Raw genomic sequence first — 26,831 nt, 5'->3', positions numbered from 1 at the left:
GACGGCAGTACGGATCCTGCCTAGCGTGCGTTGAGGAGGTGTTCGATGGCGAGTTGGTTGAGGCGGACGAAGGCGAAGGAGCGTTCGGCTGCTTTGTCGGCGTCGAAGTCCTCGAACGCGGTGGTGTCGTTGAGGAGGTCGGTGGCGGTTTCGCCTGCTGTGAGGGTGGTTTGGCCGAGTTCGAAGACGCCGGAGGCGGCGAGGGCTTCCTGGACCTGGGGGTCGGCGCGGAAGGCCAGGGCGCGTTCTTTCAGGAGCAGGTACATGGTCATGTTGGCTTTGGCGGATTCCCAGACGCCGTCGTAGCCGTCGGTGCGGGAGGGTTTGTAGTCGAAGTGCCGGGGGCCGTCGTAGCGGGGGCCGCCGTTGGGGAAGCCGTTTTCGAGCAGGTCCACGGTGAAGAACGCGCTGGTGAGGTCGCCGTGGCCGAAGACGAGGTCCTGGTCGTATTTGATGCCGCGCTGGCCGTTGAGGTCGATGTGGAACAGCTTGCCGGCCCACAGGGCCTGGGCAATGCCGTGGGTGAAGTTCAGCCCGGCCATCTGCTCGTGCCCGGTTTCGGGGTTCAGGCCCACGATGTCGCCGTGTTCGAGCTGGGCGATGAACGCCAGGCCGTGCCCGACGGTGGGCAGGAAAATATCGCCCCGGGGTTCGTTGGGCTTGGGCTCCAGGGCGATCCGCAGGTTGTAGCCCTTGTCCTTGATGTACGCGGCGGCGGTGTCCACACCCTCGCGCATCCGGTCCAGGGCCGCGGAAAGGTCCTTGGACCCGTCGTATTCGCTGCCCTCACGCCCGCCCCACATCACGAACGTTTCGGCGCCGAACTCGGCAGCGGAATCAATGTTGCGCAGGACCTTGGCCAGGGCAAAGCGGCGGATGGAACGGTCGTTGGAGGTGAACCCGCCGTCCTTGAACACCGGGTGGCTGAACAGGTTGGTGGTCACCATCGGGACCTTCAGCCCGGTCTCGGCCAGGGCCGCCTTGAAGTTCTTCAGGATCAGCTCCCGCTCCGAGGCCGTGGCCTCAAACGGGACCAGGTCATTGTCATGGAAGGTGATGCCGTACGCGCCCAGCTCGGCGAGCCGGTGCACCGCCTCCACCGGATCCAGCGCCGCACGGGTAGCGACACCGAACGGGTCAGCACCGGTCCAGCCAACAGTCCAAAGACCAAAAGTGAACTTGTCAGCGGGGGTCGGGGAAAGAGTCATGATGCGTCCTTGCAGTCAAAGAGTAAGGCCGGAACAGCCAATTAGTTTATGAATTGAACTATATTGTTGCAGCAGCGGTGGCGTCAAGGGAGCAGGAGGCGAAGCGCGTCAGGCGGAGTTCAGCCGCGGCGCGCAGGCTTGTCGAAGCGCCAGCCCCCAGACTGCAGTTCCGGAATGATCTGGTCCACTGCTTCCACCGTCTGGCTCCTGTCCCCGCCGCCGTCATGCAGGAGCACCACACCTCCCGGCCTGATGCCCTCCCTGATGCGGCGAACCAGTTCTGCCGTTCCCGGCGGATCCCAGTCGCCCACTACCGTGGCCCAGCCAAGGGGCTGCATGCCCATGCTTGCGGCCACCTCCGGAGTCTGTCCCCAGCTTCCGTAGGGAGCGCGGAAGTAGTCGATTTTCGCCTCCGGAACGGCCGCCCGGATAACGGCACTCGTCTCTTCAAGATCGGCCCTGATGGCCTCTGGGCTCCATTCACCCATGTTGTCGTGATGCATCGTGTGGTTGCAGAGCATATGGCCGGCGTCAGCGATCTGGCGGACGATCTCGGGGTGCTGCTTTACGTGGTCTCCCCACAGGCAGAAGGTGGCCTTGACGTGGTGCTTCTCCAGCACGGCCAGCAGCTTTGGGGTGTTAACAGGATCGGGACCGTCGTCGAAGGTCAGGCTTAGGTACTTGCCCTGGTGCCTGGTTGAATCAACGATCGCCGGGGTGGCCTGGTCCGCTTGGGCGGGAGCTGCACCGGCGAGGCCTGCCGGGACGGCAGCACCAAGTGCCAGAACGGTGGCAGCGAAAGGCAACAGCGCCTGACGCAGCAATGACGGGCGGTGTAGTGGGAAATTCATGTCTACCTCATTGGAGAGCGGAGATTTCCGGTAATTTCCGGAACGCGCTCAGCGTAGGCTCGCGCTCAGCGCCCCGTCGAGGGTGCGCCAAGAGGAATTCCGGAACAAAGGGATCAGGCGCTGCGGGGCGCGGCGGTGCTCTCCCTGGCGACAAGCCTGGTGGAAAGTTCCACGCGGGGGCTTGCAACGCCTTCGCCCTGCAGCATCCGAAGCACGGTGCGCGCGGCAAGTTTGCCCATCTCCGCCAGCGGCTGCCGGACGGTGGTCAGCGGAGGGGATGCCCAGCGGGCCTCCGGAAGGTCGTCAAAGCCAACGACACTGATGTCCTCGGGCACCCGCAGGCCCTTCTTACGCACTGCCTCATACACGCCGAGGGCCATCTGGTCGCTCGCGGCGAAAACGGCAGACGGCGGGTGTGCCAGCTCCAGCAACCTGCACCCGGCCCGGAACCCGGACTGGTAGTCGAAGTCGCCCTCCACCACCAGCACCGGATCAAAGGGGATGCCGGCCGCGTCAAGGCCCGCGCGGTAGCCGTCCAGCCGCGCCCTGCTGCACCACAGGCCAGGTGTGCCGGCCACAAATCCAATCCGCCGGTGGCCGATTCCAGTGAGGTGTTCGGTGGCACCGACCGCTCCGGTCCAGTTGGTGGCACCTATCGTGGGCACATCCAGGTCCGGCACACCGGCGGGGTCCACCACCACTGCGGGGACATGCAGGCGCTGCAACTCTGCCCGCAGGAAGGAATCCAGGTCTGTCGTGACAAGGATGGCCCCGTCACTTGCCCTGGCACTGACATTATCCAGCCACTGCCGGGTGGACGTCGGGCTGGTCTTGCGGTGGATCGCCGACACTACAGTCGAAGCCCCCGCTTCATTGGCGGCTTCCTCCACGCCACGGATGATTTCCACCGCCCAGGGGCTGTCCAAGTCATTGAAAACGAGGTCGATAAGGCCCGACCGGAGATCCGGACGGGTTCCCCGCCGCTGATAGCCGTGGTCCCGCAGCAAGGCTTCCACCCGCTCGCGGGTCCGGGCGGAAACATCACCCCTGCCGTTGAGCACGCGGGAAACGGTTGGCACTGACACCCCCGCTTCGGCGGCAATAGCCGAAATCGTGACTGCCGGGCGCTGGCTCTCGGGCACGCATTCCTCCTGGGTCGCAGCCAGTATAGGCCTTCCTGCCGCAGTGCCGGCCACGGCATTTTCAGCAAAACCCTTGACGTGCTCTCCGAAACGCTCCTAATCTACAACAACCAAGTTCCGGAAGTTTCCGGAAAGGCGCGATCGGAGTTATGTGCCCGATCGGCTCGTACTCAAAGGAGAGCTTTTAATGAAGGTTGCAAAAATGGTTGCTGCCGCTGTGATGGCGTCAGCATTTGTCCTCCCCACGGCACTGCCCGCAGTCGCCGACGGAAATGACAAGCCGCAGCCCCCTGGCCTTGCAAAGCAGGACACCCTGCGATGGGCCGCACCAAAGGGCGTCCGCATTGGCACGGCAGTTGCCGGCGGAGGCCACCACGAGACCATGCCTTACGCCAACCCTTTCACGTCCGACCAGCAGTACCGTGAGGTCCTGGCCGCAGAGTTCAGTTCCGTCTCGCCGGAGAACCAGGCGAAGTGGGAGTTCATCCACCCCCAGCGTGATCAGTACCGCTTCGCCGAGATGGACGCCATCGTCGAGTTCGCGCAGCAGAACGGCCAGGTGGTCCGCGGCCACACGCTGTTCTGGCACAGCCAGAACCCGGCCTGGCTGGAGCAGGGCAACTTCAGCAAGGACGAACTCCGTTCCATCCTGAAGGACCACATCACTACTGTTGTTGGCCGGTACGCGGGCAAGATCCAGCAGTGGGACGTCGCCAACGAGATCTTCAACGACAACGGCACGCTCCGGACCACTGACAACATCTGGATCCGGGAACTTGGCCCCGAGATCATCGCTGACGCCTTCCGGTGGGCCCACGAAGCCGATCCGAAGGCCAAGCTCTTCTTCAACGACTACGGTGTGGAAAGCATCAACCCCAAGAGCACGGCCTACGTCGGACTCATCTCGAAGCTCCTGGCCCAGGGCGTCAAGGTGGACGGCTTCGCCGTACAGGGCCACCTCAGCACGCAGTACGGTTTCCCCGGCGACCTGCAGAAGAACCTTCAGCGCTTCGACGACCTCGGCCTGGAAACCGCCGTCACGGAGATCGACGTCCGCATGAACATCGCGGCAGGGACCAAGCCGACGCAAGAGCAGTTGGCCAAGCAGGCGGACTACTACCAGCGCGCACTGGAGGCCTGCCTGAACGTTGAGGACTGCAAGTCCTTCACCATCTGGGGCTTCAACGACAAGTACTCCTGGGTGCCGGTCTTCTTCAGCGGCCAGGGCGAGGCCACAGTGATGTGGGAGGACTACACGCGCAAGCCCTCGTACTACGCACTGCAGTCCACGCTCCTCACGGCCAACCCGGGCGGAGACCAGCGCGCCGGCCACCACCCCGCCTACCAGCAGTAACAGCCACGCATAAGGATGCGGCCCGGAAGCCCATGGTTCCGGGCCGCATTGTTATGTCCTGCCGCTAGCCCTTCACAGCATGGACCCGGAAGGCAAGGGAATGCGACTGGCCTGGTTCCAGGACAGCAAGGTCCTGGCCGGAATTGAAGGCATCGGGAGGACAGCTCATGGGCTCAACAGCCAATCCCTTCCGGCCGCGCAGCTCACCCGAGTAGAGCTGCAGCCAGGGGGCATCGGTTCCGCTGGCTTCCACCACTGCGGAAAGCTTGAGGGCGGGGTTGCGCAGCGTGACGTTCCAGTTACCTCGGGGGAGGTCTGTGAAGGCGTGGTCGAGCGACTGCGAAGCCAGTATCCGGGCCTCGGCGAAGTCGAAGTCCGTACCTGCGGTATCCAGGAGGTCAGTGGGCTGGAGCTGGTGGTCAGTCAGGAGAACTTTCCCGGCCCGGAAGCTCAATTCACAGTTGTCGAGGTCCTCGCCGCCCACGGTGATGTAAGGGTGCGAGCCGCAGCCGTAAGGGGCCGCCGCCGAGCCGCAGTTGGCGACGTGAAGCTCGACCCGAAGCCCCGTGCCGGCGTCGAGCGCGTAACGCACGGAGAGGGCGAGCTGGAACGGGTAACCAGGTTCTCCGTGCAGGAGATGGGTGAGTGCCACTTCACTGTCCGAGTGCCGCTCCACCTGCCAGGCACTCCACAGCGCAAGCCCATGCAAGGCGCTGCCGGTAGAGGCCTCATTTACGGGCAGCTCATAGCGCTGGCCGGCGAACGTGTAGGCGCCACCGGCCACCCGGTTGGGCCAGGGCATCAGCACCTTCCCCGCATAGGCTGGCGGCAGTTCGTGCCCGGGGAAGGGCAGCACGATGTCCTGGCCCTGGAATGACAGGCTTACGAGTCCGGCTCCCACGCTGGCGACAGTGGCCTTATAGTCCCCCGCCTCGAGGATGATCAGCTCTCCGTTGGGCCCCGCAATGGACATGGTGTTCCTTTCAGGAAGATGCTGCCCGCGAATCAGTCGGGGCAGACGGCAGTACTTTGGCGGACAACAAGGGATGTTGCCAGGTCAAGGCGCAGGTTATTGGGCCGCTCGCCTTCCCGGAGCCGCAGGACCATGCGCGCCGCCTCTTCAGCCATTTCTATCAGGGGCTGGTGCACGGTGGTCAGCGCCGGGCTGGACCAGCGTGCCACCTGGAGGTCGTCATACCCCACAATGGACAGCTGGGCCGGGACTGAAATTCCCAGCTGGCGGGCGGCGTCCAGCACGCCGAGGGCCTGCAGGTCACTCCCGGCAAAGATGGCAGTAGGCCGCTGCTCCATCTGCAGCAGCTCAAGGGCATGTTTCCGGCCGCCGTCCACGTGGAAGTCACCGTATCTGATGAGGGTGCGGTCGAGGGGAATGCCCGCGGAGTTCAGGGCGGAGCTGTAGCCGTCGATACGGGCGAGGGAACACATCATGTCCTCAGGACCGGAGATGGCAGCGATGCGTGTATGGCCGAGTTCGATGAGGTGGCGGGTGGCCATCATGCCCCCGGCCCAGTTGGCCGAACCAACCGAAGGCACGTCGGGGGCGGGATCACCTGCCGGATCAATAATTACGAACGGGATGGAGCGGGCGTCCAGTTGCTGCCGGTACTCCTGCGGCAGATCGGAAAAGACGAGTACCACCCCGGCGGGCCGGCGTGCCATCACCCCTTCGATCCAATCCGTCCCCGGAGCATGCCTGGTGCCGCTCTCGGTGAGGATGACGCTCATGCCGTTTGCTTTTGCGACGTTCTCCACACCGCGGATGATTTCCAGCGCCCAGGCACTCTCAAGCTCATGGAAGACAAGCTCCAGGAGGGCCGATTTAGATGCGGTGGTCTTCCGGCGCTTGTAGCCATGCTCCTCGAGGAGTTCCTCAACTTTCGACCGCGTTTTACGAGAAACGTCAGAGCGTCCGTTAAGAACCTTCGAAATTGTGGACAGCGAAACGCCTGCCTCCTCTGCCAACTGGGCGAGGGTGACGCGCGCGTCTGACGATACTGGGCTGGACATGAGCACCAGCATAGCGGGAGTTCGATTGCTGCGTACTGAAAGTATTGAAGCCTTGCGCCCTCGGTGTAACGCAACTTACACTGGCAGACGTCAAATAACTTTCGATCAAAGTATCGAAACTTTCGAGAGGCGTTCGAAGATGAACAACCATGGATGGGTCGCACGCACTATTGCAGGCGGTGCGGCACTTGCCCTTGGCCTGACAATGGCGGGCTGCTCCGGCGAGTCCGGCGCGTCAAGCCGGCCCGAGAATGAACTCCACGTCGCGATGTACGGCGACGCAGGCAACGTAGTTGAACAAAAAATGATCGACGCCTTTAACGCTACCTCCGAGGTAAAGATCGTCCTCGACAAGATTCCGGGCGCGGAATATCAGTCCAAGCTGCAGACAATCATGGACACCCCCACCGCGCCGGATATCTTCTTCAACTGGGGCGGCGGCAGCATCAAGAGCTTTGTGGACGCCGACCTGGTGCTTCCACTGGATGACTTCATTAAGGAAGACCCGCAACTGAAGGACGCATTCCTGCCGTCCGTGTTTGAAACCGCGGTTATCGACGGGAAGTCCTATGGGGTTCCCATGCGCGGAACACAGCCGGTCATGCTTTTCAACAACTCCAAGGTCCTGGCTGACGCCGGCATCAGCAACCCGCCCGCCACCTGGGATGAACTGCTGGAGGACGTGAAGATCCTCAAGGACAAGGGCATCACCCCCATCGCCCTGGGCGCCGGCGACCGGTGGCCCACGCTGATGTGGTTTGAGTACCTTTACGACCGCGTCGCAGGCGAGGGCCTGTTCCAGAAGGCCCTTGAAGGGGACAGCAGCGTCTGGGAATCCGAAGAAAGCCGAAAGGCGCTTGGCATGCTCCGCGAACTGGTGGATGCAGGGGCCTTCGGCACCAACTTCGACTCCGTGAAGTTCACCGACGGCGGTTCGCCCGCCCTTCTTGCCAGCGGCAAGGCCGGTTTTGAGCTCATGGGCTCGTGGGAGTACTCCACGCAGCAGAGCAATGACGCAGCGTTCGCCGCCGATGTCCTCGGCTACAGCGAGTTCCCGAAGATCGACGGTGGAAAAGGCGACGAGGACAACCTCGTGGGCAACACGAACAACTTCTACTCGATCCACAAGAACACCCGCTATCCGGAAGCCGCCCGCGACTTCCTGAAGCTCATGTACTCGGATCAGTTCGTGCAGGAACAGGTGGCCATCGGCAACCTCCCCACCACCACCAACACGGAAAAGTTCCTCGACAAGGCTGCAGACCCCGAGTATGCCAAGTACCAGTTCAGCCTGGTGAAGGAAGCGCCGTCGTTCCAGCTTTCCTGGGACCAGGCCTACCCGCCGGAAGCAACCGTCACCATCCTCACCGCCGTCTCCCAGTTCTTCAGCGGACAAATTGATGAAGACGGCTTCATCAAGGCCATGCAGAGCCTCTAGGAAAATCATGACAACGACGCTTGCAAACCGCAGGCGCCCGGAACGTGCGGGCGGCCCCGAAAAGGGCCGTCCCGCACGTCGGGGCGGCTCCACCTCGAGCCGCCCCGGCTTTGTCTGGGCCCTTCCTGCCACCATCTTCTTTGGGCTTTTCGCGCTTGTGCCGCTTGTTGCGGTGGCGGTGCTGTCCTTCACTACGTGGAGCGGTCTCGGCGATCCCAAATTCGTGGGGCTCAAGAACTGGGAGGCTCTTTTTGAGGACCCGGTGATGCTCCAGAGCCTCTGGCTGAGCCTGGTGTTTATTGCGCTCGGCATCATCACCCAGACTCCGCTGAGCATCCTGCTGGGCGTCTGGGCGGCCGGGAACCAGAAAAACCGCGCCATCCTGAGCGCCATCTACTTCGTTCCGCTGCTGTTGTCCTCGGCGGCGATTTCCGTCCTGTGGCGCGCCCTCCTTGACCCCAACTTCGGCATCCCCGGCCAGCTGTCGTGGCTGTTTGGGGACGGCAACGTCCTCGGCACCCAGACCGGCGCCATCGCGGTGCTGATCTTCGTGGGCATGTGGCAGTTCACGCCGTTCCACACCCTGATCTACCAGGGTGCCGCCCGCCAGATCCCGCCGGTCCTGTACCAGGCTGCCTCGATCGACGGCGCCGGCACCGTTAGGCAGTTCTTCAGCATCACGCTGCCGCAGCTGAAGAACAGCATCATCACGTCGGTGATCCTCATGGTGGTCGGCGGCCTGACGACTTTTGAAACAGTCCTCATCCTGACCAACGGCGGACCGGGAACCGGCACCACCATCACCGCTTTCCACATGTACCAGGAAGCCTTCCGCAGGTTCGATTTTGGCACCGGCAGCGCGATTGCGCTGGTCCTCGTCGTGATCTCCACGGCGATCTCCTTCGCTGTGGTCCGCGTTTCCGGGTACGACAAGATGCGCAGTTCCATGGAGGGGCTCTAAATGAAAACGCGTCCGAATTACCTCGCCGGCGTCGGGGCCTTCATCTGGCTGGCCATCGTTGCTGTTCCGCTGTACGTTATGCTGTCCGCGACGTTCCAGACGCGTGCCGAGTTCGGCGACAACGGGCCGCTGTCGTTCCCCACCAGCTTCACCCTGCAGAACTACGTGGATGCCATCAGCAGCGGATTCGGCAGGTACTTCCTGAACACGGTTGTCGTCACCCTTGGTGTGGTGGGCCTCGTCCTGCTGCTGGTACCCCCGCTGAGCTATGCCATCGTGCGAAGCCAAAGCCGTGCCGCAACGGCCATCTTCCGCCTGTTCCTGCTGGGCCTGGCGATTCCGGCCCAGGCTGTCATCGTTCCGGTGTTCTACCTGATCAACACGGTGGGCCTCTATGACAACCTGCTCGGCGTCATTCTTCCGACGGCGGCCTTCGCACTCCCGATCTGCACGATCATCCTCAGCGGCACCATGCGCGACATCACGCCGGACCTTTACGAGGCCATGGCCATGGATGGCGCCTCCCCCGCCCGCGCGTTCCTGCGCCTGGTACTGCCGCTGTCCAAAGGCGGCCTGTCCACCATCGCCGTGTTCTCGGCACTCCAGGCCTGGAACGGCTTCCTCTTCCCGCTGATCCTGACGCAGTCTGAATCCACCCGTGTGGTCACCCTCGGCCTGTTCAACTTCCAAACGCAGTTCGGCATCAACATCCCCGGACTCCTGGCGGCCGTGACCCTGTCCATGGTGCCGGTACTGCTCGCCTACCTCTTCGCGCGCCGCGCGCTTGTCCAGGGCCTCATGGGCGCTGGCGGAAAGTAATCATGACAGAAACCAAAACTCACAGCGCGCCGTGGCGCGACACCGCGTCCACCCCCCAGGAGCGCGCCGACAGCCTGATTGCCGCCATGACGCTTCGGGAGAAAACCGCACAGCTCTTCGGCGTCTGGGTTGGTGCTTCCACGGAGGGCGGCGAAGTAGCCCCCCACCAGAATGAGATGAACCCGGCAGTGGATCTCGACGAGCTCCTGCCGAGCGGCCTGGGACAGCTCACCAGGCCATTCGGCACGGCCCCCGTCGACCCGGCGTTGGGCGCCCTGTCGCTCCAGCGCACCCAGCAGCGCATTGCCGCCGCCAACCGCTTCGGCATCCCGGCTTTGGTCCATGAGGAATGCCTGGCGGGCTTCGCCACCTGGCAGGCCACCGCCTACCCCGTGCCGCTGGCGTGGGGCGCCACCTTCAACGCTGAACTCATCCGCACGATGGGTGCCTCGATTGGAGCCGACATGCGCTCGGTCGGCGTGCACCAGGGCCTTGCCCCCGTCCTCGACGTGGTCCGCGATGCCCGCTGGGGCCGCGTGGAGGAGACAATCGGCGAGGACCCCTACCTGATCGGAACCCTGGCCACCGCCTACATCCAGGGTCTGGAAAGCAGCGGCATCGTCGCCACGCTTAAGCACTTCGTGGGCTACTCGGCCTCAAAGGCAGGCCGCAACCTGGCCCCCGTCTCCGTGGGCGCCCGCGAGTTGGCAGACGTCCTGCTTCCGCCCTTCGAGATGGCCATCCGGGAGTCAGGCGTGCGCTCCGTTATGCATGCCTATACCGACCTGGACGGTGTCCCTTCCGCCGCCGACGCTTCCCTGCTCACTGACCTTCTGCGCGACACGTGGGGCTTCAACGGCACGGTAGTCGCCGACTACTTCGGCATCGCCTTCCTGAAAAACCTGCACGGCGTCGCCGGGTCCCTCGGCCAGGCTGCAGCCGCCGCCCTGGCCGCCGGGGTCGACGTCGAACTTCCCACCGTGCACGCCTTCGGCGAGCACCTTCTGGCCGAAGTCGAAGCCGGCCGCGTTCCCGTCAGCCTCATCGACCGCGCCCTTCACCGGGTGCTCGTCCAGAAAATCGAGCTGGGCCTGCTGGATGAGGACTGGTCCGCCGTTCCCCCTGCCCTGCAGGACACCGGTCTGCAGAACAGTGCCGGGCTGGAGGGCAGCATCACCCTTGACACCACGGCCAACCGGAAGCTCGCCGCCCGGATTGCCGAAGAGTCGATCGTCCTGGCCAGCAACAACGGCATCCTGCCGCTGCGCAATCCCGGCCGCATCGCCGTCGTCGGACCCAACGCCGACAACACCGCGGCTTTCCTCGGCTGCTACTCCTTCCCGGCACATGTCGGCGGGCAGCACCCGGACGTTCCGGTTGGCATCGACCTGCCCACCGTGGCGCAGGCCCTGCGGGCCGAATTCCCGGACAGCCCCATCACGGTAGCGGCGGGCTGCTCCATCGACGGCCCGTCCACTGAGGGATTTGACGACGCCGTTGCTGCCGCCGGCGAAGCCGACGTCGTCATCGCGGTGATGGGTGACCGTGCCGGCCTTTTCGGCCGGGGAACAAGCGGTGAAGGCTGCGACGTGGAATCCCTGGTGCTCCCGGGCGTCCAGCAGCAGCTGCTGGACCGGCTGGTTGAAACCGGCGTCCCCGTGGTGCTGGTGCTCCTCACCGGCCGCCCCTACGCCGTGGGATCCGCCGTCGAAGGGGTCGCAGCGATCGTGCAGGCATTCTTTCCCGGCGAGGAAGGCGGGCCGGCCGTGGCGAAAATCCTCAGCGGCAGCGTCAACCCCAGCGGCCGCCTGCCGGTAAGCATTCCCGCCCGGCCGGGCGCCCAGCCTTCGTCATACCTGGCCTCTCCGCTGGCCCAGGCCAGCAGCGTTTCCAACATCGATCCTGCGGCCGCCTACCCCTTCGGCCACGGCCTCAGCTACACCACGTTCGAATGGAGCGGCCTGGAACTGGAGGGACCCTCAGCCGTCGCGGTGGATGGTGCGGCGAACGCCAGCATCACCGTCACGAACACCGGTGACCGGTCCGGCGTCGAACTCGTCCAGCTATACCTCCACGATCCGGTGGCCTCCGTGGTCCGCCCCGTGCAGAAGCTGGTGGGGTATGCCCGCGTGCCGCTGGAGGCGAAAGCGACGGCGAGGGTTTCCTTCACGGTGCCCGCCGATGTCGCATCGTTCACCGGCCGGGACGGCAAGCGGATCGTCGAGGCCGGCGAGCTGGAACTCCGCTTCGGGGCTTCCAGCGGGGATATCCGCCTGCGCGCCGGGTTCGAGCTCACGGGTGAAACCCGCATCGTTGACCACACCCGCAGGCTGCATTGCGATGTCACGGTGACACCAGGCAACTGAGAAAAGAGGCAGGCGGTCGTGCTCGTGGCACGGCCGCCTGCCTCTTTTAACCGCCTGCCCTCTCTAACCTGTCCTGCTTTCCTGGTGCAATAAATATCCTCGCAATATCACCCCTTTGCCGGCCCCGCGGGAGGGGCTGTGGAGTCACGGACAATCAGCTGGGTGGCGAGTTCCACCCGGTGGGAATCGAGGACTTCTCCCCGAACCTGGCGCAGGAGTGAGCGCAAGGCTGCGCGCCCCATTTCCTCCAGCGGCTGGGCTACGGAGCTGAGCGCCGGGATGGATTCCTCGCCCTGTTTTGTTCCGTCGAAGCCGATAAGGCTGATGTCTTCCGGGACCCGGATACCGTGGCGGCCTGCTTCGCCGAGGACACCCAGGGCGATGCTGTCGCTTCCGGCAAAGATGGCCGTTGGGCGCTGGTCGAGCTGGAGCAGCGCCTTGAGCCCGGTGATCCCGCTTTCGCGGCGGAATTTGCCGCCGGAAATGATGTACTGGGGCTCCACGGGTACGCCTTGGGCCATCAAAGCCGCCATATAGCCGTGCAGCCGCGCCTGGTTGCATTCAGCCCCCGGGATACCGCCAATGTAGGCGATGCGCCGGTGCCCCAATCCGAGCAGGTGTTCTGTCGCGGCCTTGCCGCCGGCCCAGTTGGTTGCACCTACACTCACCACATCAGCAGAGGGCGGATTGAGCGGATCGATGACAACGACGGGAATGTGGCGGCGGCGGAACGCATGCAGTTGCGCCTCGCTGAAAGCGGACGTCACCACAATCATCCCCGCCCTGCCTTGGTCCATCATGCGCTGGGCGCGCCGCTCCGGGCCGCGGGGGCTCGAAGGTGCCGGACCCGTGACGCTCAACAGAACCTCAACATCGGCAGCCGCCGCGGACTGCAGTACCCCGTTGAGAACCTCGATCATGTAGGCGGAGTCCAGCACGTCAATGACCACCTCCACGACGTTCCCTGCCTCGGCAGTGGAACGGCGCTGCAGGGGGGACTGGTACCCCGCCTGCTCCAGGGCGGCGAGTATTCGAGCCCGGGTTTCGGGCGCTACATCTTCACGCCCGTTGACTACCTTCGAAACGGTAGGCGCCGAGACACCGGCCTGCCGCGCCACGGACGCGAGCGTCGGCTTGGCCCGCTCCGGCATTTTGAGTGCCATAGGTTCGCTACCTTTCGAAAACTTTCGGGGCTTTCATTCTTCCTATGTCCCACGCTGGCGGTCAAGGGTGGGACTTTAGGCTCCCCAAGAAAGTCCGAGACAGCTATTGACCTCTACCAGTCCGGCCCTTTAGTTTAGACCGTGATCTAAATCACGTGTTCGAAATGTTTCGAAACACTACCCAAGCTCACGCCCCAACATTTGCAAAGAAGCAATTTCAGATGGAGAAGCAATGAAGCAACCCCAGACCTCCCGTCGCTCTTTCCTCGCCCTTGCTGCCCTGACTCCCTTCGCCGCCATGACGGCCACTGCCTGTGGGACGTCGGGACCGGGCACCTCCAGTGCCGGCGGGGGTGCCAGCATGTGGTACCTGTCCGGGGAACCGAACCAGACCACCATGCAAAAGGCGGTGGACGCGTTTACTTCGGCAAACCCGGACAACAAGATCGAAGTGACGTACTTCCAGAACGATGCGTACAAAACCAAGATCAAGACCGCGATTGGTGCCGGCCAGGCCCCCACCATCATCTACGGCTGGGGCGGCGGCACGCTGAAGACCTACGCCGAGGCCGGCCAGGTGGACGACCTGACCGGCTGGTTTGATGAGAACCAGGACCTGAAGGAAAAGTTCTTCCCGGCCTCCTTCGGTGCAGCCACGGTGGACGGGAAGATTTATGCACTGCCCAACCAGTATGTGGCCCCGATCGTCCTGTTCTACAACAAGGAACTGTTCGATAAGGCAGGCGTCCAGCCGCCGAAGACCTGGGACGACGTTATGTCGCTGGTGAAGACCTTCAACGGCATGGGGGTGGCACCTTTCTCGCTTGGTGGACAGTCACGCTGGACGTCCATGATGTGGCTTGAATACCTGCTGGACCGTATCGGCGGCCCTGAAGTGTTCACTGCCATCTTCGAAGGCAAGCCCAATTCCTGGCTCGATCCCGCCGTCATCGAGACCGGCACCAAAATCCAGGAACTCGTCTCGGCGGAGGGTTTCATCAAGGGTTTCTCCTCCATCGCTGCGGACTCCAACGCAGACCAGGCGCTTCTGTTCACCGGCAAGGCAGCCATGATGCTGCATGGTTCGTGGACCTACGGCGCCATGAAGAAGGGCGGCCAGAACTTCGTCCAGGACGGCAAGCTGGGCTTCGTCCAGTTCCCCACCGTCGCCGGCGGCAAGGGCGACGCCAAGAACGGCGTGGGCAACCCTGCCCAGTACATGTCGATCTCCTCAAAGGCCACCGACGCGGAGAAAGAGACGGCAAAGAAGTTCTTCAAGGAAGGCATCCTGACCGAAACGGTGGTTGATACCTACATCAATTCCGGATCCGTCCCCATTGTTAACGGCATCGAGGACAAGCTCAACACCTCGCCGGACAAGGACTTCCTGAACTTCGTCTACGACTTGGCCAAGAACGCGCCGAGCTTCCAGCAGTCGTGGGACCAGGCCCTGAGCCCCACTGCCGCCGAAGCCCTGCTGAACAACATTGACCAGCTGTTCCTGAAGTCCATCACGCCGCAGCAGTTCGCCGAGAACATGAACGGCACCCTCGGAAAATGAGCAACGCCGTCTCCACCGCCCGTACGGCTGCCGCCCCCGCCACAACCGGCGGCGGGCACAACGGGCAGCGAAACAGTGCCCTCGCCTGGCTGACACTGCCGGCGTTGTTCTTCTTCCTGGTTTTCGCCGTCGTACCGCTGGCCGGTGTCCTCATCCTGAGCTTCACCAGTTGGGATGGCATCGGTGCCATCGGGGCAGCGGGCATGGGCAACTGGTTCTCCGTGCTGGCGGACCCGGGCCTGTACAACGCCTTGGGACTGACCTTCCTGATCATGATCGCCTCCTGGCTGGTCCAGACTCCGATCAGCCTCCTCCTGGGCGTCTTTACGGCAGGAAGCCAGCGCTACCGGGCCGCCCTGGCGGTGCTGTACTTCCTGCCTTTGCTGCTCTCCTCGGCAGCAGTGGCCATCGCCTTCAAGGCCCTGCTGGACCCCAACTTCGGTTTGGCAACGGGCCTGGGCCTGCCCTTCCTGGCTCAGGACTGGCTGGGCGTCCCGCATCTTGCCCTGGGCTTGGTGATCTTCGTGATTGCCTGGCAGTTCGTGCCGTTCCATACCCTGATCTACCAGGGCGGGGTGCGGCAGATTCCCAAATCGCTCTACGAAGCGGCGGAGATCGACGGAGCGGGAACGATCAAGCAGTTCTTCCACATCACGCTCCCCCAGCTGAAGTACACCATCATCACCTCGTCCACCCTGATGGTGGTCGGATCGCTGACGTACTTCGACCTGATCTTCGTCCTCACGGGCGGCGGTCCGGGAAACTCCACGCGAATCCTGGCCCTGGACATGTACCTGCGGGGTTTCCGGGCCAACCTCATGGGTCCGGCCAGCGTCATCGCCGTCATTCTCGTACTCATCGGCCTTGCTCTTGCCTTGTTCCTCCAGCGCCTTGGAGGCAAGGACAAGCAGGGCAGCCAATTGGAAGGTATGTAGGGTGAGCACCGTCCTGAAAAGCAGCACGGAGGAAACTCCCACCGGTTCCCCGGCCAACTCCCCTGCCATCCAGCGGGGGCTCGGTTTCCGGATGAGGCGGCTGAACATCCCGGCAGGCCTCGGCGGCTGGATCTGGCTCGCCATCATCATCATCCCGGTCTACTACGTGGTCATCACCAGCCTGAAGACGCAGGAAGGCTACTTCGGCCAGAATCCGCTGGCTCTTCCCACGTCACCCACGCTGGAAAATTACAAACTGGTTCTTGAGGCCGACTTCGCGAAGTACTTCATGAACAGCACCATCGTTACGCTCGGGGCCGTCATCCCGACGGTGCTGATTTCCTTCATGGCCGCGTTTGCCATCGTTCGGGGCAAGGGCAGGTTCCTCAAGCTGGTCAATGGCATGTTCCTGATGGGTCTGGCGATCCCGCTCCAGGCAACGATCATCCCCATTTACCTGATGATCATCCGGCTCAACCTGTACGACAGCCTGCTGGCGCTCATGCTTCCCTCGATTGCCTTCGCCATCCCGCTGACGGTCCTGATCCTGTCCAATTTCATCCGCGATGTGCCGAACGAACTGTTCGAGTCGATGCGGCTGGACGGCTGCAGTGAATGGCAGACCATGTGGCGGCTTGCCCTGCCGCTGACCCGCCCTGCAATCGTGACCGTCGCCATCTACAACGGCCTGCACGTCTGGAACGGATTCCTCCTGCCGCTGGTCCTCACCCAGAGCCCCGGCCTGCGCGTCCTTCCCCTGGCTTTGTGGACCTTCCAGGGCGAGTACAGCGTCAACATCCCGGCCGTGCTCGCCTCGGTAGTGCTCAGCACGCTGCCGATCCTGGTGCTCTACGTGGTAGGCCGCCGGCAGCTGCTCAGCGGCCTCACCGCCGGCTTCAGCAAATAACACCAGGAACTTTGGAAAGGACAACTAACATGACCACCGCAAAGCCCCTGCGGGTCGGCATGGTCGGCTACGCCTTTATGGGTGCAGCCCACTCCCATGCCTGGCGCACAGCTCCACGGTTCTTTGACCTGCCGCTGCAGCCCCGGCTCACCGCGGTCGCCGGCAGGAATGCCGACGGCGTACGGGCCGCAGCAGACAAGCTCGGCTGGGAATCCGTCGAGACGGACTGGCGCCGCCTGATCGAGCGCGACGACATCGACCTGATCGATATCTGCACCCCCGGCAACACCCACGCGGACATCGCGATCGCCGCACTGGAGGCCGGCAAGCATGTGCTGTGCGAGAAGCCGCTGGCGAACTCCGTGGAGGAAGCGGAACGGATGACGCTGGCTGCGGAGACGGCGGCCAAACAGGGCATCTTCTCCATGTGCGGCTTCAGTTACCGCCGGACGCCGGCCTTGGCACTGGCTAAACGGTTCGTGGACGAGGGCAGGCTCGGCGATCTCCGGCACGTCCGGGCGCAGTATCTGCAGGACTGGCTCTCCGATGCCAACGCCCCCATGACCTGGCGGCTGGACAAGAGCAAGTCGGGGTCCGGTTCCCTCGGCGACATCGGGGCGCACAGCATCGACGCTGCCCAGTGGGTTACCGGCCAGAACATCACCGGCGTTTCGGCGCTGCTGGAAACGTTTGTCCCGGAGCGTCCGCTTGCCGGTGATCTGGTGGGGTTGGGCGGCCATGGCGACCTCAGCAGCGACGCGCCGCGCGGGAAGGTGACTGTCGACGACGCCGCCGTCTTCAGCGCAAAGTTCGACGGCGGCGCTGCCGCCACAGGCGCGATCGGTGTCTTCGAAGCCACGCGCTACGCGCTGGGCAGGAAGAACGCGATGCGCCTGGAGCTGAACGGCACCAAGGGCTCCCTTGCCTTTGATTTCGAGGACATGAACGTCCTGTCCTTCTACGACGCGGCCGGGTCCCCGGACGCCGGCTTCCGGCGGATCTTCGTCACCGAACCCGAGCACCCGTACGTGGGCAATTGGTGGCCCACCGGCCACGGCCTGGGCTACGAGCACGGCTTTACCCACCAGGTAGTGGACCTCGTCAGCGCGATCGGCGAGGGCCGCCAGCCGGAACCGTCCTTCGCGGACGCGCTGCAGGTCCAGCGGGTATTGGCTGCCGTGGAGGCCAGCGCCGCCAACTCCAGCCAGTGGCAAAAGGTTTAGGAACGTGACGGCAGGAGAAGGAACCCCCATGACACGACCAATCACGCTGTTTACCGGCCAGTGGGCCGACTTGCCGTTCGAGGAGGTGGCCCGGCTCGCCGGTGAGTGGGGCTTTGACGGGCTTGAGATCGCCTGCTGGGGCGACCACCTGAACCCGCGCCGCGCCGCGGAGGACGACAGCTACCTTCAGGGCCGGTTGGACATCCTCGAGAAGAACCATCTGAAGGTCTTCGCCATCGCCAACCACCTCACCGGCCAGGCTGTCTGTGACGATCCCATCGATGAACGCCACCAGGGCATCCTGTCCCCGGAAATCTGGGGCAACGGCGATCCGGAAGGAGTCCGCCAGCGGGCCGCCGAATCCATGAAGGACACCGCACGGGCAGCTGCCCGCCTCGGCGTCAAAACCGTCACAGGTTTCACCGGGTCCTCCATCTGGAAGGCCGTCGCCATGTTCCCGCCCGCCTCCGAGTCCATGATCGACGCCGGCTACCAGGACTTCGCGGACCGCTGGAACCCCATCCTGGACGTCTTTGACGAGGTGGGTGTCCGATTCGCCCTGGAGGTCCACCCCTCCGAAATCGCCTATGACTACTGGACCGCCAAGCGCACCCTGGAGGCCATCGGGCACCGCAAGAGCTTCGGACTGAACTTCGACCCGTCCCACTTCATCTGGCAGGACCTGGACCCGGTGATGTTCCTGCAGGACTTCGCAGAACACATCCTCCACGTCCATGTGAAGGAATCGGTCCGCCAGCTTGACGGCCGCAACGGCCGCCTCGGCTCCCACCTGGCCTGGGCTGATCCCCGGCGCGGCTGGGACTTCGTCACCGCCGGGCACGGCGACGTTCAGTGGAACCGCATCTTCAGGACCTTGAACGCCATCGGCTACGACGGCCCCACCAGCATCGAATGGGAGGACGCAGGCATGGACCGGCTCATCGGCGCACCGCAGGCACTGGCCATGGTCCAGGAACTCGCCCGGATCGCCCCGCCGGCTGCCGCCTTTGACGCAGCCTTCGCCAGCCGCTGACCCGACTCTTACCGGCCCTGACCCGCCGGCAAACCAACCAAAGGAAACCGAAATGACAGAACGCAAGAACGCCCTGGTGGTCCGTGGCGGCTGGGACGGCCACCAGCCCTACGAGGCAACCGAGCTCTTCATTCCCTACCTCCAGGACAACGGCTACGACGTCCGCGTCGAGGAATCCCCCAAGGTATACGCCGACGCCGACTACATGGCCGGGGTTGACCTGATCCTGCAGTGCATGACCATGAGCACCATCGAAAAGGACGAGTTCGCGGGGCTGCGTACAGCCGTAGAAAACGGCACGGGCCTGGCAGGCTGGCACGGCGGGATCGCCGACTCATACCGGAACAACTCCGACTACCTGCACATGATCGGCGGCCAGTTCGCCTGCCACCCAGGCAAGCACCCGAACGAACGCACCGGTGAACAGTCCGACAACTACGTGCCCTACACCGTGAACATGCTCCCCGCAGCCGCCGAGCACCCGGTCACCAAGGGCCTCACCGACTTCGACCTCGTCACCGAACAGTACTGGGTGCTCTCGGACGACTACATCGATGTCCTCGCCACCACCACCCAGAAGGTCCGGGAATGGGATCCCTGGAACCGGGAAGTCACCTCCCCCGCGATCTGGACCCGCCAATGGGGCAAGGGCCGCATCTTCGTCGCCACCCCGGGCCACCGCGTCGAAGTCCTCCAGGACACCAACGTCCGCACCATCATCGAAAGGGGCATGCTGTGGGCAAGCCGTTGAAAGTAGGAATCGTCGGCTGCGGAGCCATCATCGCGCAGTACCTAACCAGTTTCCGGAAACTCGAGGACATCCAGCTGGTGGCGGTGGCGGACCTGGACCCCGCGCGTGCCCAGGCCGTGGCGGAGCAGTACGAGGGCGCCCGGGCCGTTTCCGTTGAGTCGCTCCTCGCGGCGGACGACGTCGAACTGGTCCTGAACCTGACCATCCCGGCAGCGCACGCCGAAGTGGCGGTGAAGGCCATCGCCGCAGGCAAGAGCGTGTACGGCGAGAAACCCCTCGCCACCACAACCGGCCAGGCACGCAAAGTGCTGGACGCGGCGCGCGAGGCCGGTGTCGTCGTCGGCTGCGCCCCTGATACGGTACTGGGCACCGGCATCCAGACCGCCCGCAAAGCCATCGATGACGGACTGATCGGCGCGCCCATTTCCGCGTCCGCCACCATGGTGACGCCAGGCCACGAGCGCTGGCACCCCAACCCCGACTTCTACTACCAGCCCGGCGGCGGCCCCCTCCTGGACATGGGCCCCTACTACGTGACAGCCCTGGTAACCCTGCTGGGGCCCGTTGTCTCAGTCATGGGCGCGGCAAGCCACACCCGCAACGAGCGCACCATCGGCTCCGGACCCCGCCAGGGCGAAAAGGTCCCCGTTAATATCGATTCGCACGTCACCGGCGTCCTGGTCCACGCCTCTGGTGCGCTCTCCACTCTTTTGATGAGCTTCGACGCCGTAAAGTCCAAGTCACCGAACATCGAGATCCACGGTGAGCGCGGATCCCTGGTGGTGCCGGACCCGAACCACTTTGCTGGCGAGGTCCAGCTGTTCTCCCTGGGCGCCGAGGGCTGGGAAACCCTCCCGGTGGCCGCCGGGTACGTCGACTCCGGACGCGGCTTCGGCATCGCGGATCTTGCCGCCACGCAGCCCGGTGCGGAGCCCCGCGCAGGCGGAGCGATGGCCTTCCACGTCCTTGACGTCATGGAGTCGGTCCTCGAATCGGCCCACAGCGGCACAACGGTACGCATCAACAGCACGGTTGAGCGGCCGGCGAGCGTCGAATTGACGGTCCTGACCGAGCGTGTGGACGCGCTCCAGGCCCAGGAAGCCTCCTAGCCATGGCCTACACAGCCGAAAACTGGCCCATCACCGCGGCAATGCTGCCTTTTCCTGGCACCAACGCCCAGGGAACCCATATCAATGACGCTGATCCGTCGGCGTGGGCGGAAGCGTTCACCGAGGTCAAGGAAGCCGGGTTCGCGAATGCAGACCTGACGGACAGCTGGGTCCGTCCTGGTGACCTCAGCCGGGACCGCCTCGCGGAGTTCAAGCAGGCGGCGGAGGACGCTGGGATCGGGATCCCGGCCATCTCCGCCATCCGCCGCAGCGTCATCGAGGAGGCCAACTGGGAAGCCAACCTGGCCTACAGCCACCGGACCGTTGACGCGGCGGCGGAGTTGGGTTGCGAGGTTGTGTCCGTCGGCCTCCACCAGGCCATCACGCCGGAGCAGCAAGAGCAGCTGTGGTTCTGGACGGTCGAAGGCCACAAGGACCCGGCGGATGACAAGGAAACCTGGGGCAAGGCAGTAAGCCGTCTCCGCGAACTCGGCCGGCACGCCGCGGAGGTGGGAGTCCTGCTCTCGCTGGAGATGTATGAGGACACGTACCTGGGCACGGCGGACTCATCCGTGCGCCTTGTCCAGGACATTGGACTCCCGAACGTGGGGCTCAACCCGGATCTCGGCAACCTGATCCGGCTCCACCGGCCGGTGGAGGACTGGCGGGAGCTGGTGGCCAAGACCCTGCCGTTCTCCAACTACTGGCATATGAAGAACTACTTCCGGGACGAGGACGTGGCACGCGATATGTACGTGACCATGCCGGCACCGATGGAAAGCGGCCTCATCAATTACCGCGAGGCCTTCAAACTGGCCCTGTCCGTCGGTTTCCAGGGCATCCTCTGCACCGAGCACTACGGCGGTGATGGCCTGAGTGTGGCGGCAAGCAACCAGGACTACCTCCGCCGGCATGTGCTCCCCAAGGCAGACGGCTACGCGCTGGGCACAAGCCAGGTGGCCCAGGGGCGGCAACAGCCGGCGGCGAAACTCGCCCCCGTGTAGCCAATCCGTGTAACTGCTCAAAGGCCGCAAGCACGGCCTTCCCAACCAAGGATTCAATGAGGCAACCATGACCCAGATCTTCGACGACCCCGCAGACTTTGCGGAGGAGGCACTGGACGGCCTGGTGGCGGCCAACCGGGGTTATGTTGCCCGGGTGGACGGCGGCGTGGTCCGTTCAACCGAAGTGCCTGCCGGCCAGGTGGCCGTGGTGGTGGGCGGCGGTTCCGGGCACTACCCGGCCTTCGCCGGCCTGGTGGGGCCCGGCCTGGCAACAGGCGCCGTCTGCGGCAACATCTTTACGTCGCCGTCTGCAGGGCAGGCCTACCGGGTGGCGAAGGCGGCCAACGCCGGCGGAGGCGTGCTGTTCAGCTACGGCAACTACGCCGGCGACGTGATCCACTTCGGCGAAGCGCAGCAGAGGCTGAACGCCGAGGGCATCGAAACCCGCACCGTCCTTGTCGCCGATGATATCGCCAGCGCCCCGCTGGACCAGATCGATAAACGCCGCGGTATTGCCGGCGACCTCACGGTCTTCAAGATCGCAGGCGCCGCCGCCGAAGCGGGACTGGACCTGGACGCCGTCGAACGGCTCGCCGTCCGCGCGAACTACCGCACGCGGTCCCTCGGTGTTGCCTTTGACGGCTGCACCCTGCCGGGCGCTGCCGAACCGCTGTTTCACGTTCCGGCCGGCCAGATGTCGCTGGGCCTGGGCATCCATGGGGAACCCGGGATTTCCGAACACCCCCTGCCCACGGCTTCCGAACTTGCGGAACTGCTCGTCTCCCGGCTGCTCCAGGACAAACCCGATGTTGCCGGAAACCGTGTGGTGGCCATCCTCAACGGACTGGGCAGGGTCAAGTATGAGGAACTGTTCCTGCTGTTCGGCAAGGTGGAGAAGCTCCTCACCGCTGCAGGCCTGACCATCGTGGAGCCGGAGTGCGGCGAACTGGTCACCAGCCTGGACATGTCCGGCCTGTCCCTGACGCTGCTGTGGCTGGATGAGGAACTGGAGCGCTACTGGTCTGCCCCGGCCGATACCCCCGGATTCCGCAAGGGCAACATGGCCGGGCGGGAACGCCGGGCACGGCGCGACATAGCTGTTCAAGAGGACGTTGCTGCTGACGTGGAAGACACGACGGCGGCAGCGGCTGACCTGGGCCGGCTTGCGGCCGCGGTGCTCGCCCGGATGCAGGACACCGTCGTCGAGCATGAGACGGAGCTGGGCAGGCTGGACGCGATCGCCGGCGACGGCGACCACGGCATCGGCATGCGCCGGGGCGTGGACGCTGCGGCGGCAGCAGCCCGGGATGCCTCGGCTGGCGGGGCATCCGTGCAGCGGGTGCTCACCGCGGCCGGGGAAGCCTGGAGCGAACGTGCGGGAGGAACGTCCGGGGCGTTGTGGGGATCCGCCCTGGCGGCCGCCGGACGGAGCCTCGGTACCAAGGACGCGTACCGCTGCGGGGACGCGGCGGCCGCCGTGACCGCATTCGCGGACGCCGTCACCACCCTGGGCAAAGCGGAACCGGGCGATAAGACCATGGTGGACGCGTTGCTTCCCTTCCGGGACGCCTTCCTGGCCGCGCTCGACGCCGGGGCACCCTTGACCGGGGCGCTTGCCGCCGCGGTCACCGCCGCCCGGCAGGCAGCCGATGCCACAGCATCCCTGCGCCCGCTGAAGGGGAGGGCCCGGCCGCTGGCCGAGAAAAGCCTGGGCCACCCGGACCCCGGAGCGGTTTCCTTTGCCCTGATCGCTACACGGGTTTCTGACTACCTCGATTTTCTGGAGCAGCCCCTGCCCGATTCCCGGCTGGTCGAAACCCGGCTGACCGATTCCCGGCTTGCCGCTTCGGCCGCCGGACAGGGAGGGCAGGCATGAACGGCGCAGCACCAGGATGGCGCATCGTCATTGGCAACGACGAAGCGGGCGTCGAATACAAGGAAGCGTTGAAGGCCCTGCTCGAAGCGGACAGCCGCGTCGCGTCCGTGCTGGACGTAGGTGTCGGTGCCGGCGACACCACCGCCTACCCGCACGTCGCCGTCGACGCCGCACGCAAAGTGGCCGACGGCGGGGCTGACCGTGCCCTGCTGATTTGCGGCACCGGGCTGGGCGTGGCCATAGCGGCCAACAAGGTTCCGGGGATCCGCGCCGTCACCGCCCACGACGGCTACTCCGTTGAACGGTCCGTGCTGAGCAACAACGCGCAAGTACTCACCATGGGCCAGCGCGTAATCGGCCTGGAACTGGCCAAGAAGCTGGTCAGCGAATGGCTCGACTACCGCTTCGACGAAAACTCAGCCTCCGCCGCCAAGGTGGACGCCATCTGCTCCTACGAGCCCGAATCAACGAAGGCAGTCTGATCATGACCGAAACAGCATCCAACCCGGCCTCCGCCGGCAGCGCCCGGAAAATCGCCATCGTCGGCTCCGGCTACATGGGCGGCGGGATCGCCCAGGTCCTGGCGCTGGGCGGAGCCCACGTGGCCCTCTCCGACGTGTCCGCAGAGGTGGCCAGGAGCAATTACGACCGCCTCCTGGTGGAGTCTGACCAGTTCGTGGCCGACGGCCTGTTTCCGGCAGGAGCCACCGAAATTCTGAAACAGAACCTTTGGGCCGCCAAGGACATCGAGGAAGCCGTCGCGGACGCGGAGTTCATCGAGGAAGCGGTCCCCGAAGTCATCGCCATCAAGCACCAGACGCTGGCCCGTATCAGTGCCGCCGCCCGGCCTGACGCCATCATCGGCTCCAACACCTCCACCATCTCCATCGCCGAACTGTCCGGCCCGGTCGCCAACCCGGAACGGTTCCTCGGCGTGCACTTTTCCAACCCGTCGCCCTTCATTCCGGGAGTGGAGATCATCCCGCATGCCGGGACTTCCGCCTCCACTATCGGGGCGGTCCGCGAACTGGTCCATGCCGCCGGCAAACAGACCGCCGTGGTCAAGGACGCCACCGGCTTTGTCCTCAACCGCCTGCAGTACGCGCTCTTCCATGAGGCAGCGCAGCTGGTGGAGCAGGGCATCGCGACGGCGGACGACGTGGACACCCTGGTCCGCACCACCTTCGGGTTCCGGCTGCCGTTCTTCGGCCCGTTCGCCATCGCTGACATGGCCGGGCTGGACGTGTACAACTTCTGCTACAAGTCCCTGCAAAAGGATTTCCCGGAGCGGTTTGCCACCCCGAAAATCCTCAGTGACCTGGTGGACGCCGGAAAGCTTGGCACCAAGACCGGCGCGGGCTTCCTCAACGTCCCGGCCGAGCGGATTCCCGAGCTGATCGCCTACCGGAACAAGGCGTATGTGGCGATGCGGAAACTGCTCGACGACCTTGGGCCGGCACCCATCGGGCAATAAAGCTCACGGCAGTGCCGGCGGCAGGAAGGCCGGTCAGCGCCCGTCGTGCACCCCGGCTGCCATGGGCACCGAATGCAGGGAGCCTTCATGGCCCAGGCTGGCGTGGCAGGCAGCCGCGCGTGCCGGGACGTCGCCGTGGACGGCCGCAGTCACGGCCTCAACAACCGCGATCTGGCCGGTGGTGTCGGGGACCCCCGGGAACTGAACCGGCGGCGCTTCAACAGGCGCCGCCGTCGGCTGGTCGGTCGAACGCATCCGGATCAGCGCGATGGCGGAAATGAGGAACCAGGCCACGTTGGTCACCACCGAAGGCCAGGCACCGTGGACTGTGCCGTTGATGATGAAGGCGACGGCGCCGAACAGGTTTGCGGTCTGGAAGCCTTTGCCGGCCCTCAACCAGCCCATGGAAACGGCAAGGTAGGCACTGAGGATCGCAACCGCGCCGGCCCAGCCGGCGATTTCCCACAGCAGTTCCATGGTGTCCTTTCAAAGTGGTGCCCGGCGCCCAGAGGCTGGGCGAGGGCGTTCGTTGTGGGTTTGGAGATGTCTTTTCGCCGGACACCTTTGCTTGGAAAAATCAGGCATAGCCGGACACAGCGCCTACTCAAGCCCGTGCGGGGCGGGCACCTTATGTGTTGGTCGGCGGGATAATCGTACTCTGCCCAGGAGCTGCTCTTCCGCCCGGCGCACAGGCTGCCGCTATGGACAACTCCCCTGCGGAGTAGCACCATCTGAAAGGTGACCACCAGCCCCCTCTCCGATGCACGCCTGCGTGAGCTCCGGGACCTTCGCCGGGTCAAGGACCGCATCGACCGGGAGTATGCAGAGCCGCTGGACGTCGAATCCCTGGCCCGCGGCGTGCACATGTCGGCCGGCCACCTTAGCCGCAGGTTCAAGCTCGCCTACCAGGAATCGCCTTACAGCTACCTCATGACCCGCCGCATCGAACGGGCCATGGCGCTGCTGCGCCGCGGCGACCTTTCCGTCACGGAGGTGTGCTTCGCCGTCGGCTGCTCCTCCCTGGGCACCTTCAGCACGCGCTTCACCGAGCTGGTGGGGATGCCCCCAAGCGTCTACAAACAGGAAGCAGCGGTATCGACGGCCGGCATCCCGGCGTGCGTGGCAAAACAGGTCACCAGACCGGTCAGGAATCGAGAAGCGCAAGCACCGGAGCCGCAACTAGCATGACTGCCATGGACATCACCATCAGCTCAAGTTTCCTTCCGCACACCGATCCCGATGCCTCTTTGGCGTTCTACCGCGACGCCCTGGGCTTCGAGGTCCGCAACGACGTAGGCCGCGGCACCATGCGCTGGATCACTGTGGGCCCGGCCGGCCAGCCCGACGTTTCCATCGTCCTGCACCCGCCGGCGGTGGACCCTGGAATCACCGACGATGAACGCCGCACCATCGCGGAAATGATGGCCAAGGGCACCTACGCCACCGTCATCCTGTCCGCCCCGGACGTGGACGCCGCGTTCGCCCGGGTGGAGGCGACCGGGGCCGACGTCGTCCAGGAACCTGTCGACCAGCCCTACGGCATCCGCGACTGCGCCTTCCGCGACCCCGCAGGCAACACCGTCCGGATCAACCAGCAGCCCTGAGCTGGTTGGATTGGAACCCAACAG

General features: G+C 64.6%; 25 protein-coding genes. 18 read left to right on the top strand and 7 right to left on the bottom strand.

What is annotated here, in order from left to right; genetic code table 11:
* Nucleotides 1-20: 20 nt before the first annotated feature.
* The 3 genes from xylA to M1D93_RS00535 form a co-directional block, all read right to left on the bottom strand.
* Nucleotides 21-1,208, bottom strand: a complete 1,188-nt coding sequence (gene xylA / locus M1D93_RS00545; protein WP_461173263.1) for a xylose isomerase — start codon at nt 1,206-1,208, stop codon at nt 21-23.
* Between the two features lie 119 nt (nt 1,209-1,327).
* Nucleotides 1,328-2,059, bottom strand: a complete 732-nt coding sequence (locus tag M1D93_RS00540) for a polysaccharide deacetylase family protein (RefSeq protein WP_461173262.1) — start codon at nt 2,057-2,059, stop codon at nt 1,328-1,330.
* Between the two features lie 113 nt (nt 2,060-2,172).
* Nucleotides 2,173-3,201, bottom strand: coding sequence for a LacI family DNA-binding transcriptional regulator (locus M1D93_RS00535; protein WP_461173261.1), 1,029 nt, complete (start codon nt 3,199-3,201; stop codon nt 2,173-2,175).
* 187 nt (nt 3,202-3,388) lie between these two features.
* Between M1D93_RS00535 and M1D93_RS00530 the strand changes: the two genes are divergently transcribed.
* Nucleotides 3,389-4,555, top strand: a complete 1,167-nt coding sequence (locus M1D93_RS00530; RefSeq protein WP_461173260.1) for an endo-1,4-beta-xylanase — start codon at nt 3,389-3,391, stop codon at nt 4,553-4,555.
* A gap of 64 nt (nt 4,556-4,619) precedes the next feature.
* Here M1D93_RS00530 and M1D93_RS00525 read toward each other — a convergent pair whose 3' ends face one another.
* Nucleotides 4,620-5,528 carry an aldose-1-epimerase gene (locus M1D93_RS00525; RefSeq protein WP_461173259.1) on the bottom strand — a complete coding sequence of 303 codons (909 nt, stop codon included), beginning with the start codon at nt 5,526-5,528 and terminating at the stop codon, nt 4,620-4,622.
* Between the two features lie 32 nt (nt 5,529-5,560).
* Entirely contained in the window at nt 5,561-6,583 is a 1,023-nt protein-coding gene (locus M1D93_RS00520; protein WP_461173258.1) for a LacI family DNA-binding transcriptional regulator, read from the bottom strand.
* A gap of 139 nt (nt 6,584-6,722) precedes the next feature.
* Here M1D93_RS00520 and M1D93_RS00515 point away from each other — a divergent pair, with 139 nt between their 5' ends.
* Genes M1D93_RS00515 through M1D93_RS00500 form a run of 4 tightly spaced genes read left to right on the top strand, consistent with a single transcriptional unit; the run spans nt 6,723 to nt 12,167 of the window.
* Nucleotides 6,723-8,021, top strand: coding sequence for an extracellular solute-binding protein (locus tag M1D93_RS00515; protein WP_461173257.1), 1,299 nt, complete (start codon nt 6,723-6,725; stop codon nt 8,019-8,021).
* A 7-nt stretch (nt 8,022-8,028) separates the two neighbouring features.
* Nucleotides 8,029-8,982 (top strand): carbohydrate ABC transporter permease, encoded by a 954-nt coding sequence (locus M1D93_RS00510; protein ID WP_461173256.1) that lies wholly within the window; start codon nt 8,029-8,031, stop codon nt 8,980-8,982.
* Nucleotides 8,983-9,801: a carbohydrate ABC transporter permease gene (locus M1D93_RS00505; protein ID WP_461173255.1), complete on the top strand. Its 819-nt coding sequence runs from the start codon at nt 8,983-8,985 to the stop codon at nt 9,799-9,801.
* A gap of 2 nt (nt 9,802-9,803) precedes the next feature.
* On the top strand, nt 9,804-12,167 hold the full coding sequence (locus tag M1D93_RS00500) for a beta-xylosidase/alpha-l-arabinosidase (RefSeq protein WP_461173254.1): 2,364 nt from the start codon (nt 9,804-9,806) through the stop codon (nt 12,165-12,167).
* 107 nt (nt 12,168-12,274) lie between these two features.
* Here M1D93_RS00500 and M1D93_RS00495 read toward each other — a convergent pair whose 3' ends face one another.
* Nucleotides 12,275-13,330 carry a LacI family DNA-binding transcriptional regulator gene (locus tag M1D93_RS00495; RefSeq protein ID WP_461173253.1) on the bottom strand — a complete coding sequence of 352 codons (1,056 nt, stop codon included), beginning with the start codon at nt 13,328-13,330 and terminating at the stop codon, nt 12,275-12,277.
* Between the two features lie 232 nt (nt 13,331-13,562).
* Here M1D93_RS00495 and M1D93_RS00490 point away from each other — a divergent pair, with 232 nt between their 5' ends.
* The 11 genes from M1D93_RS00490 to M1D93_RS00440 all read left to right on the top strand — a co-directional run bounded on the left by M1D93_RS00490 (nt 13,563) and on the right by M1D93_RS00440 (nt 25,203).
* Nucleotides 13,563-14,891, top strand: coding sequence for an extracellular solute-binding protein (locus tag M1D93_RS00490; RefSeq protein WP_461173252.1), 1,329 nt, complete (start codon nt 13,563-13,565; stop codon nt 14,889-14,891).
* Nucleotides 14,888-15,826, top strand: a complete 939-nt coding sequence (locus M1D93_RS00485; RefSeq protein WP_163167036.1) for a carbohydrate ABC transporter permease — start codon at nt 14,888-14,890, stop codon at nt 15,824-15,826. Before M1D93_RS00490 ends, M1D93_RS00485 begins: the two co-directional genes overlap by 4 nt.
* A 1-nt stretch (nt 15,827) precedes the next feature.
* Nucleotides 15,828-16,733, top strand: a complete 906-nt coding sequence (locus M1D93_RS00480) for a carbohydrate ABC transporter permease (RefSeq protein ID WP_461173251.1) — start codon at nt 15,828-15,830, stop codon at nt 16,731-16,733.
* A gap of 29 nt (nt 16,734-16,762) precedes the next feature.
* Complete coding sequence (locus M1D93_RS00475) at nt 16,763-17,956, top strand: Gfo/Idh/MocA family protein (protein WP_461173250.1); 1,194 nt, start codon at nt 16,763-16,765, stop codon at nt 17,954-17,956.
* Between the two features lie 28 nt (nt 17,957-17,984).
* Nucleotides 17,985-18,989: a sugar phosphate isomerase/epimerase family protein gene (locus M1D93_RS00470; RefSeq protein WP_461173249.1), complete on the top strand. Its 1,005-nt coding sequence runs from the start codon at nt 17,985-17,987 to the stop codon at nt 18,987-18,989.
* Between the two features lie 52 nt (nt 18,990-19,041).
* On the top strand, nt 19,042-19,740 hold the full coding sequence (locus M1D93_RS00465; protein WP_461173248.1) for a ThuA domain-containing protein: 699 nt from the start codon (nt 19,042-19,044) through the stop codon (nt 19,738-19,740).
* The gene (locus tag M1D93_RS00460; protein ID WP_461173247.1) at nt 19,725-20,849 is read left to right on the top strand and encodes a Gfo/Idh/MocA family protein; all 1,125 of its coding nucleotides are present in this window, start codon (nt 19,725-19,727) and stop codon (nt 20,847-20,849) included. Before M1D93_RS00465 ends, M1D93_RS00460 begins: the two co-directional genes overlap by 16 nt.
* 2 nt (nt 20,850-20,851) lie before the next feature.
* Nucleotides 20,852-21,853: a sugar phosphate isomerase/epimerase family protein gene (locus tag M1D93_RS00455; RefSeq protein WP_461173246.1), complete on the top strand. Its 1,002-nt coding sequence runs from the start codon at nt 20,852-20,854 to the stop codon at nt 21,851-21,853.
* Between the two features lie 67 nt (nt 21,854-21,920).
* A complete protein-coding gene (locus tag M1D93_RS00450) occupies nt 21,921-23,729 on the top strand; it encodes a dihydroxyacetone kinase family protein (protein ID WP_461173245.1) in 1,809 nt (602 codons plus the stop codon).
* Nucleotides 23,726-24,211 carry a ribose-5-phosphate isomerase gene (locus M1D93_RS00445; protein WP_461173244.1) on the top strand — a complete coding sequence of 162 codons (486 nt, stop codon included), beginning with the start codon at nt 23,726-23,728 and terminating at the stop codon, nt 24,209-24,211. Before M1D93_RS00450 ends, M1D93_RS00445 begins: the two co-directional genes overlap by 4 nt.
* A 2-nt stretch (nt 24,212-24,213) precedes the next feature.
* Nucleotides 24,214-25,203, top strand: coding sequence for a 3-hydroxyacyl-CoA dehydrogenase family protein (locus tag M1D93_RS00440; RefSeq protein WP_461173243.1), 990 nt, complete (start codon nt 24,214-24,216; stop codon nt 25,201-25,203).
* A gap of 33 nt (nt 25,204-25,236) precedes the next feature.
* On the opposite strand, the gene M1D93_RS00435 is transcribed toward M1D93_RS00440, so the two are convergent.
* Nucleotides 25,237-25,680, bottom strand: a complete 444-nt coding sequence (locus M1D93_RS00435; RefSeq protein WP_461173242.1) for a CBU_0592 family membrane protein — start codon at nt 25,678-25,680, stop codon at nt 25,237-25,239.
* Between the two features lie 261 nt (nt 25,681-25,941).
* Between M1D93_RS00435 and M1D93_RS00430 the strand changes: the two genes are divergently transcribed.
* Nucleotides 25,942-26,391, top strand: coding sequence for a helix-turn-helix transcriptional regulator (locus M1D93_RS00430; protein ID WP_461173241.1), 450 nt, complete (start codon nt 25,942-25,944; stop codon nt 26,389-26,391).
* Nucleotides 26,388-26,807 carry a VOC family protein gene (locus tag M1D93_RS00425; RefSeq protein ID WP_458780407.1) on the top strand — a complete coding sequence of 140 codons (420 nt, stop codon included), beginning with the start codon at nt 26,388-26,390 and terminating at the stop codon, nt 26,805-26,807. The genes M1D93_RS00430 and M1D93_RS00425 overlap by 4 nt, the downstream gene beginning before the upstream one ends.
* Nucleotides 26,808-26,831 lie beyond the last annotated feature (24 nt).

Source organism: Arthrobacter sp. Z1-9 (assembly GCF_054792695.1).
The sequence above is the reverse complement of the archived record's forward strand: the minus strand, read 5'-3'. Positions and strand labels throughout refer to the sequence as shown.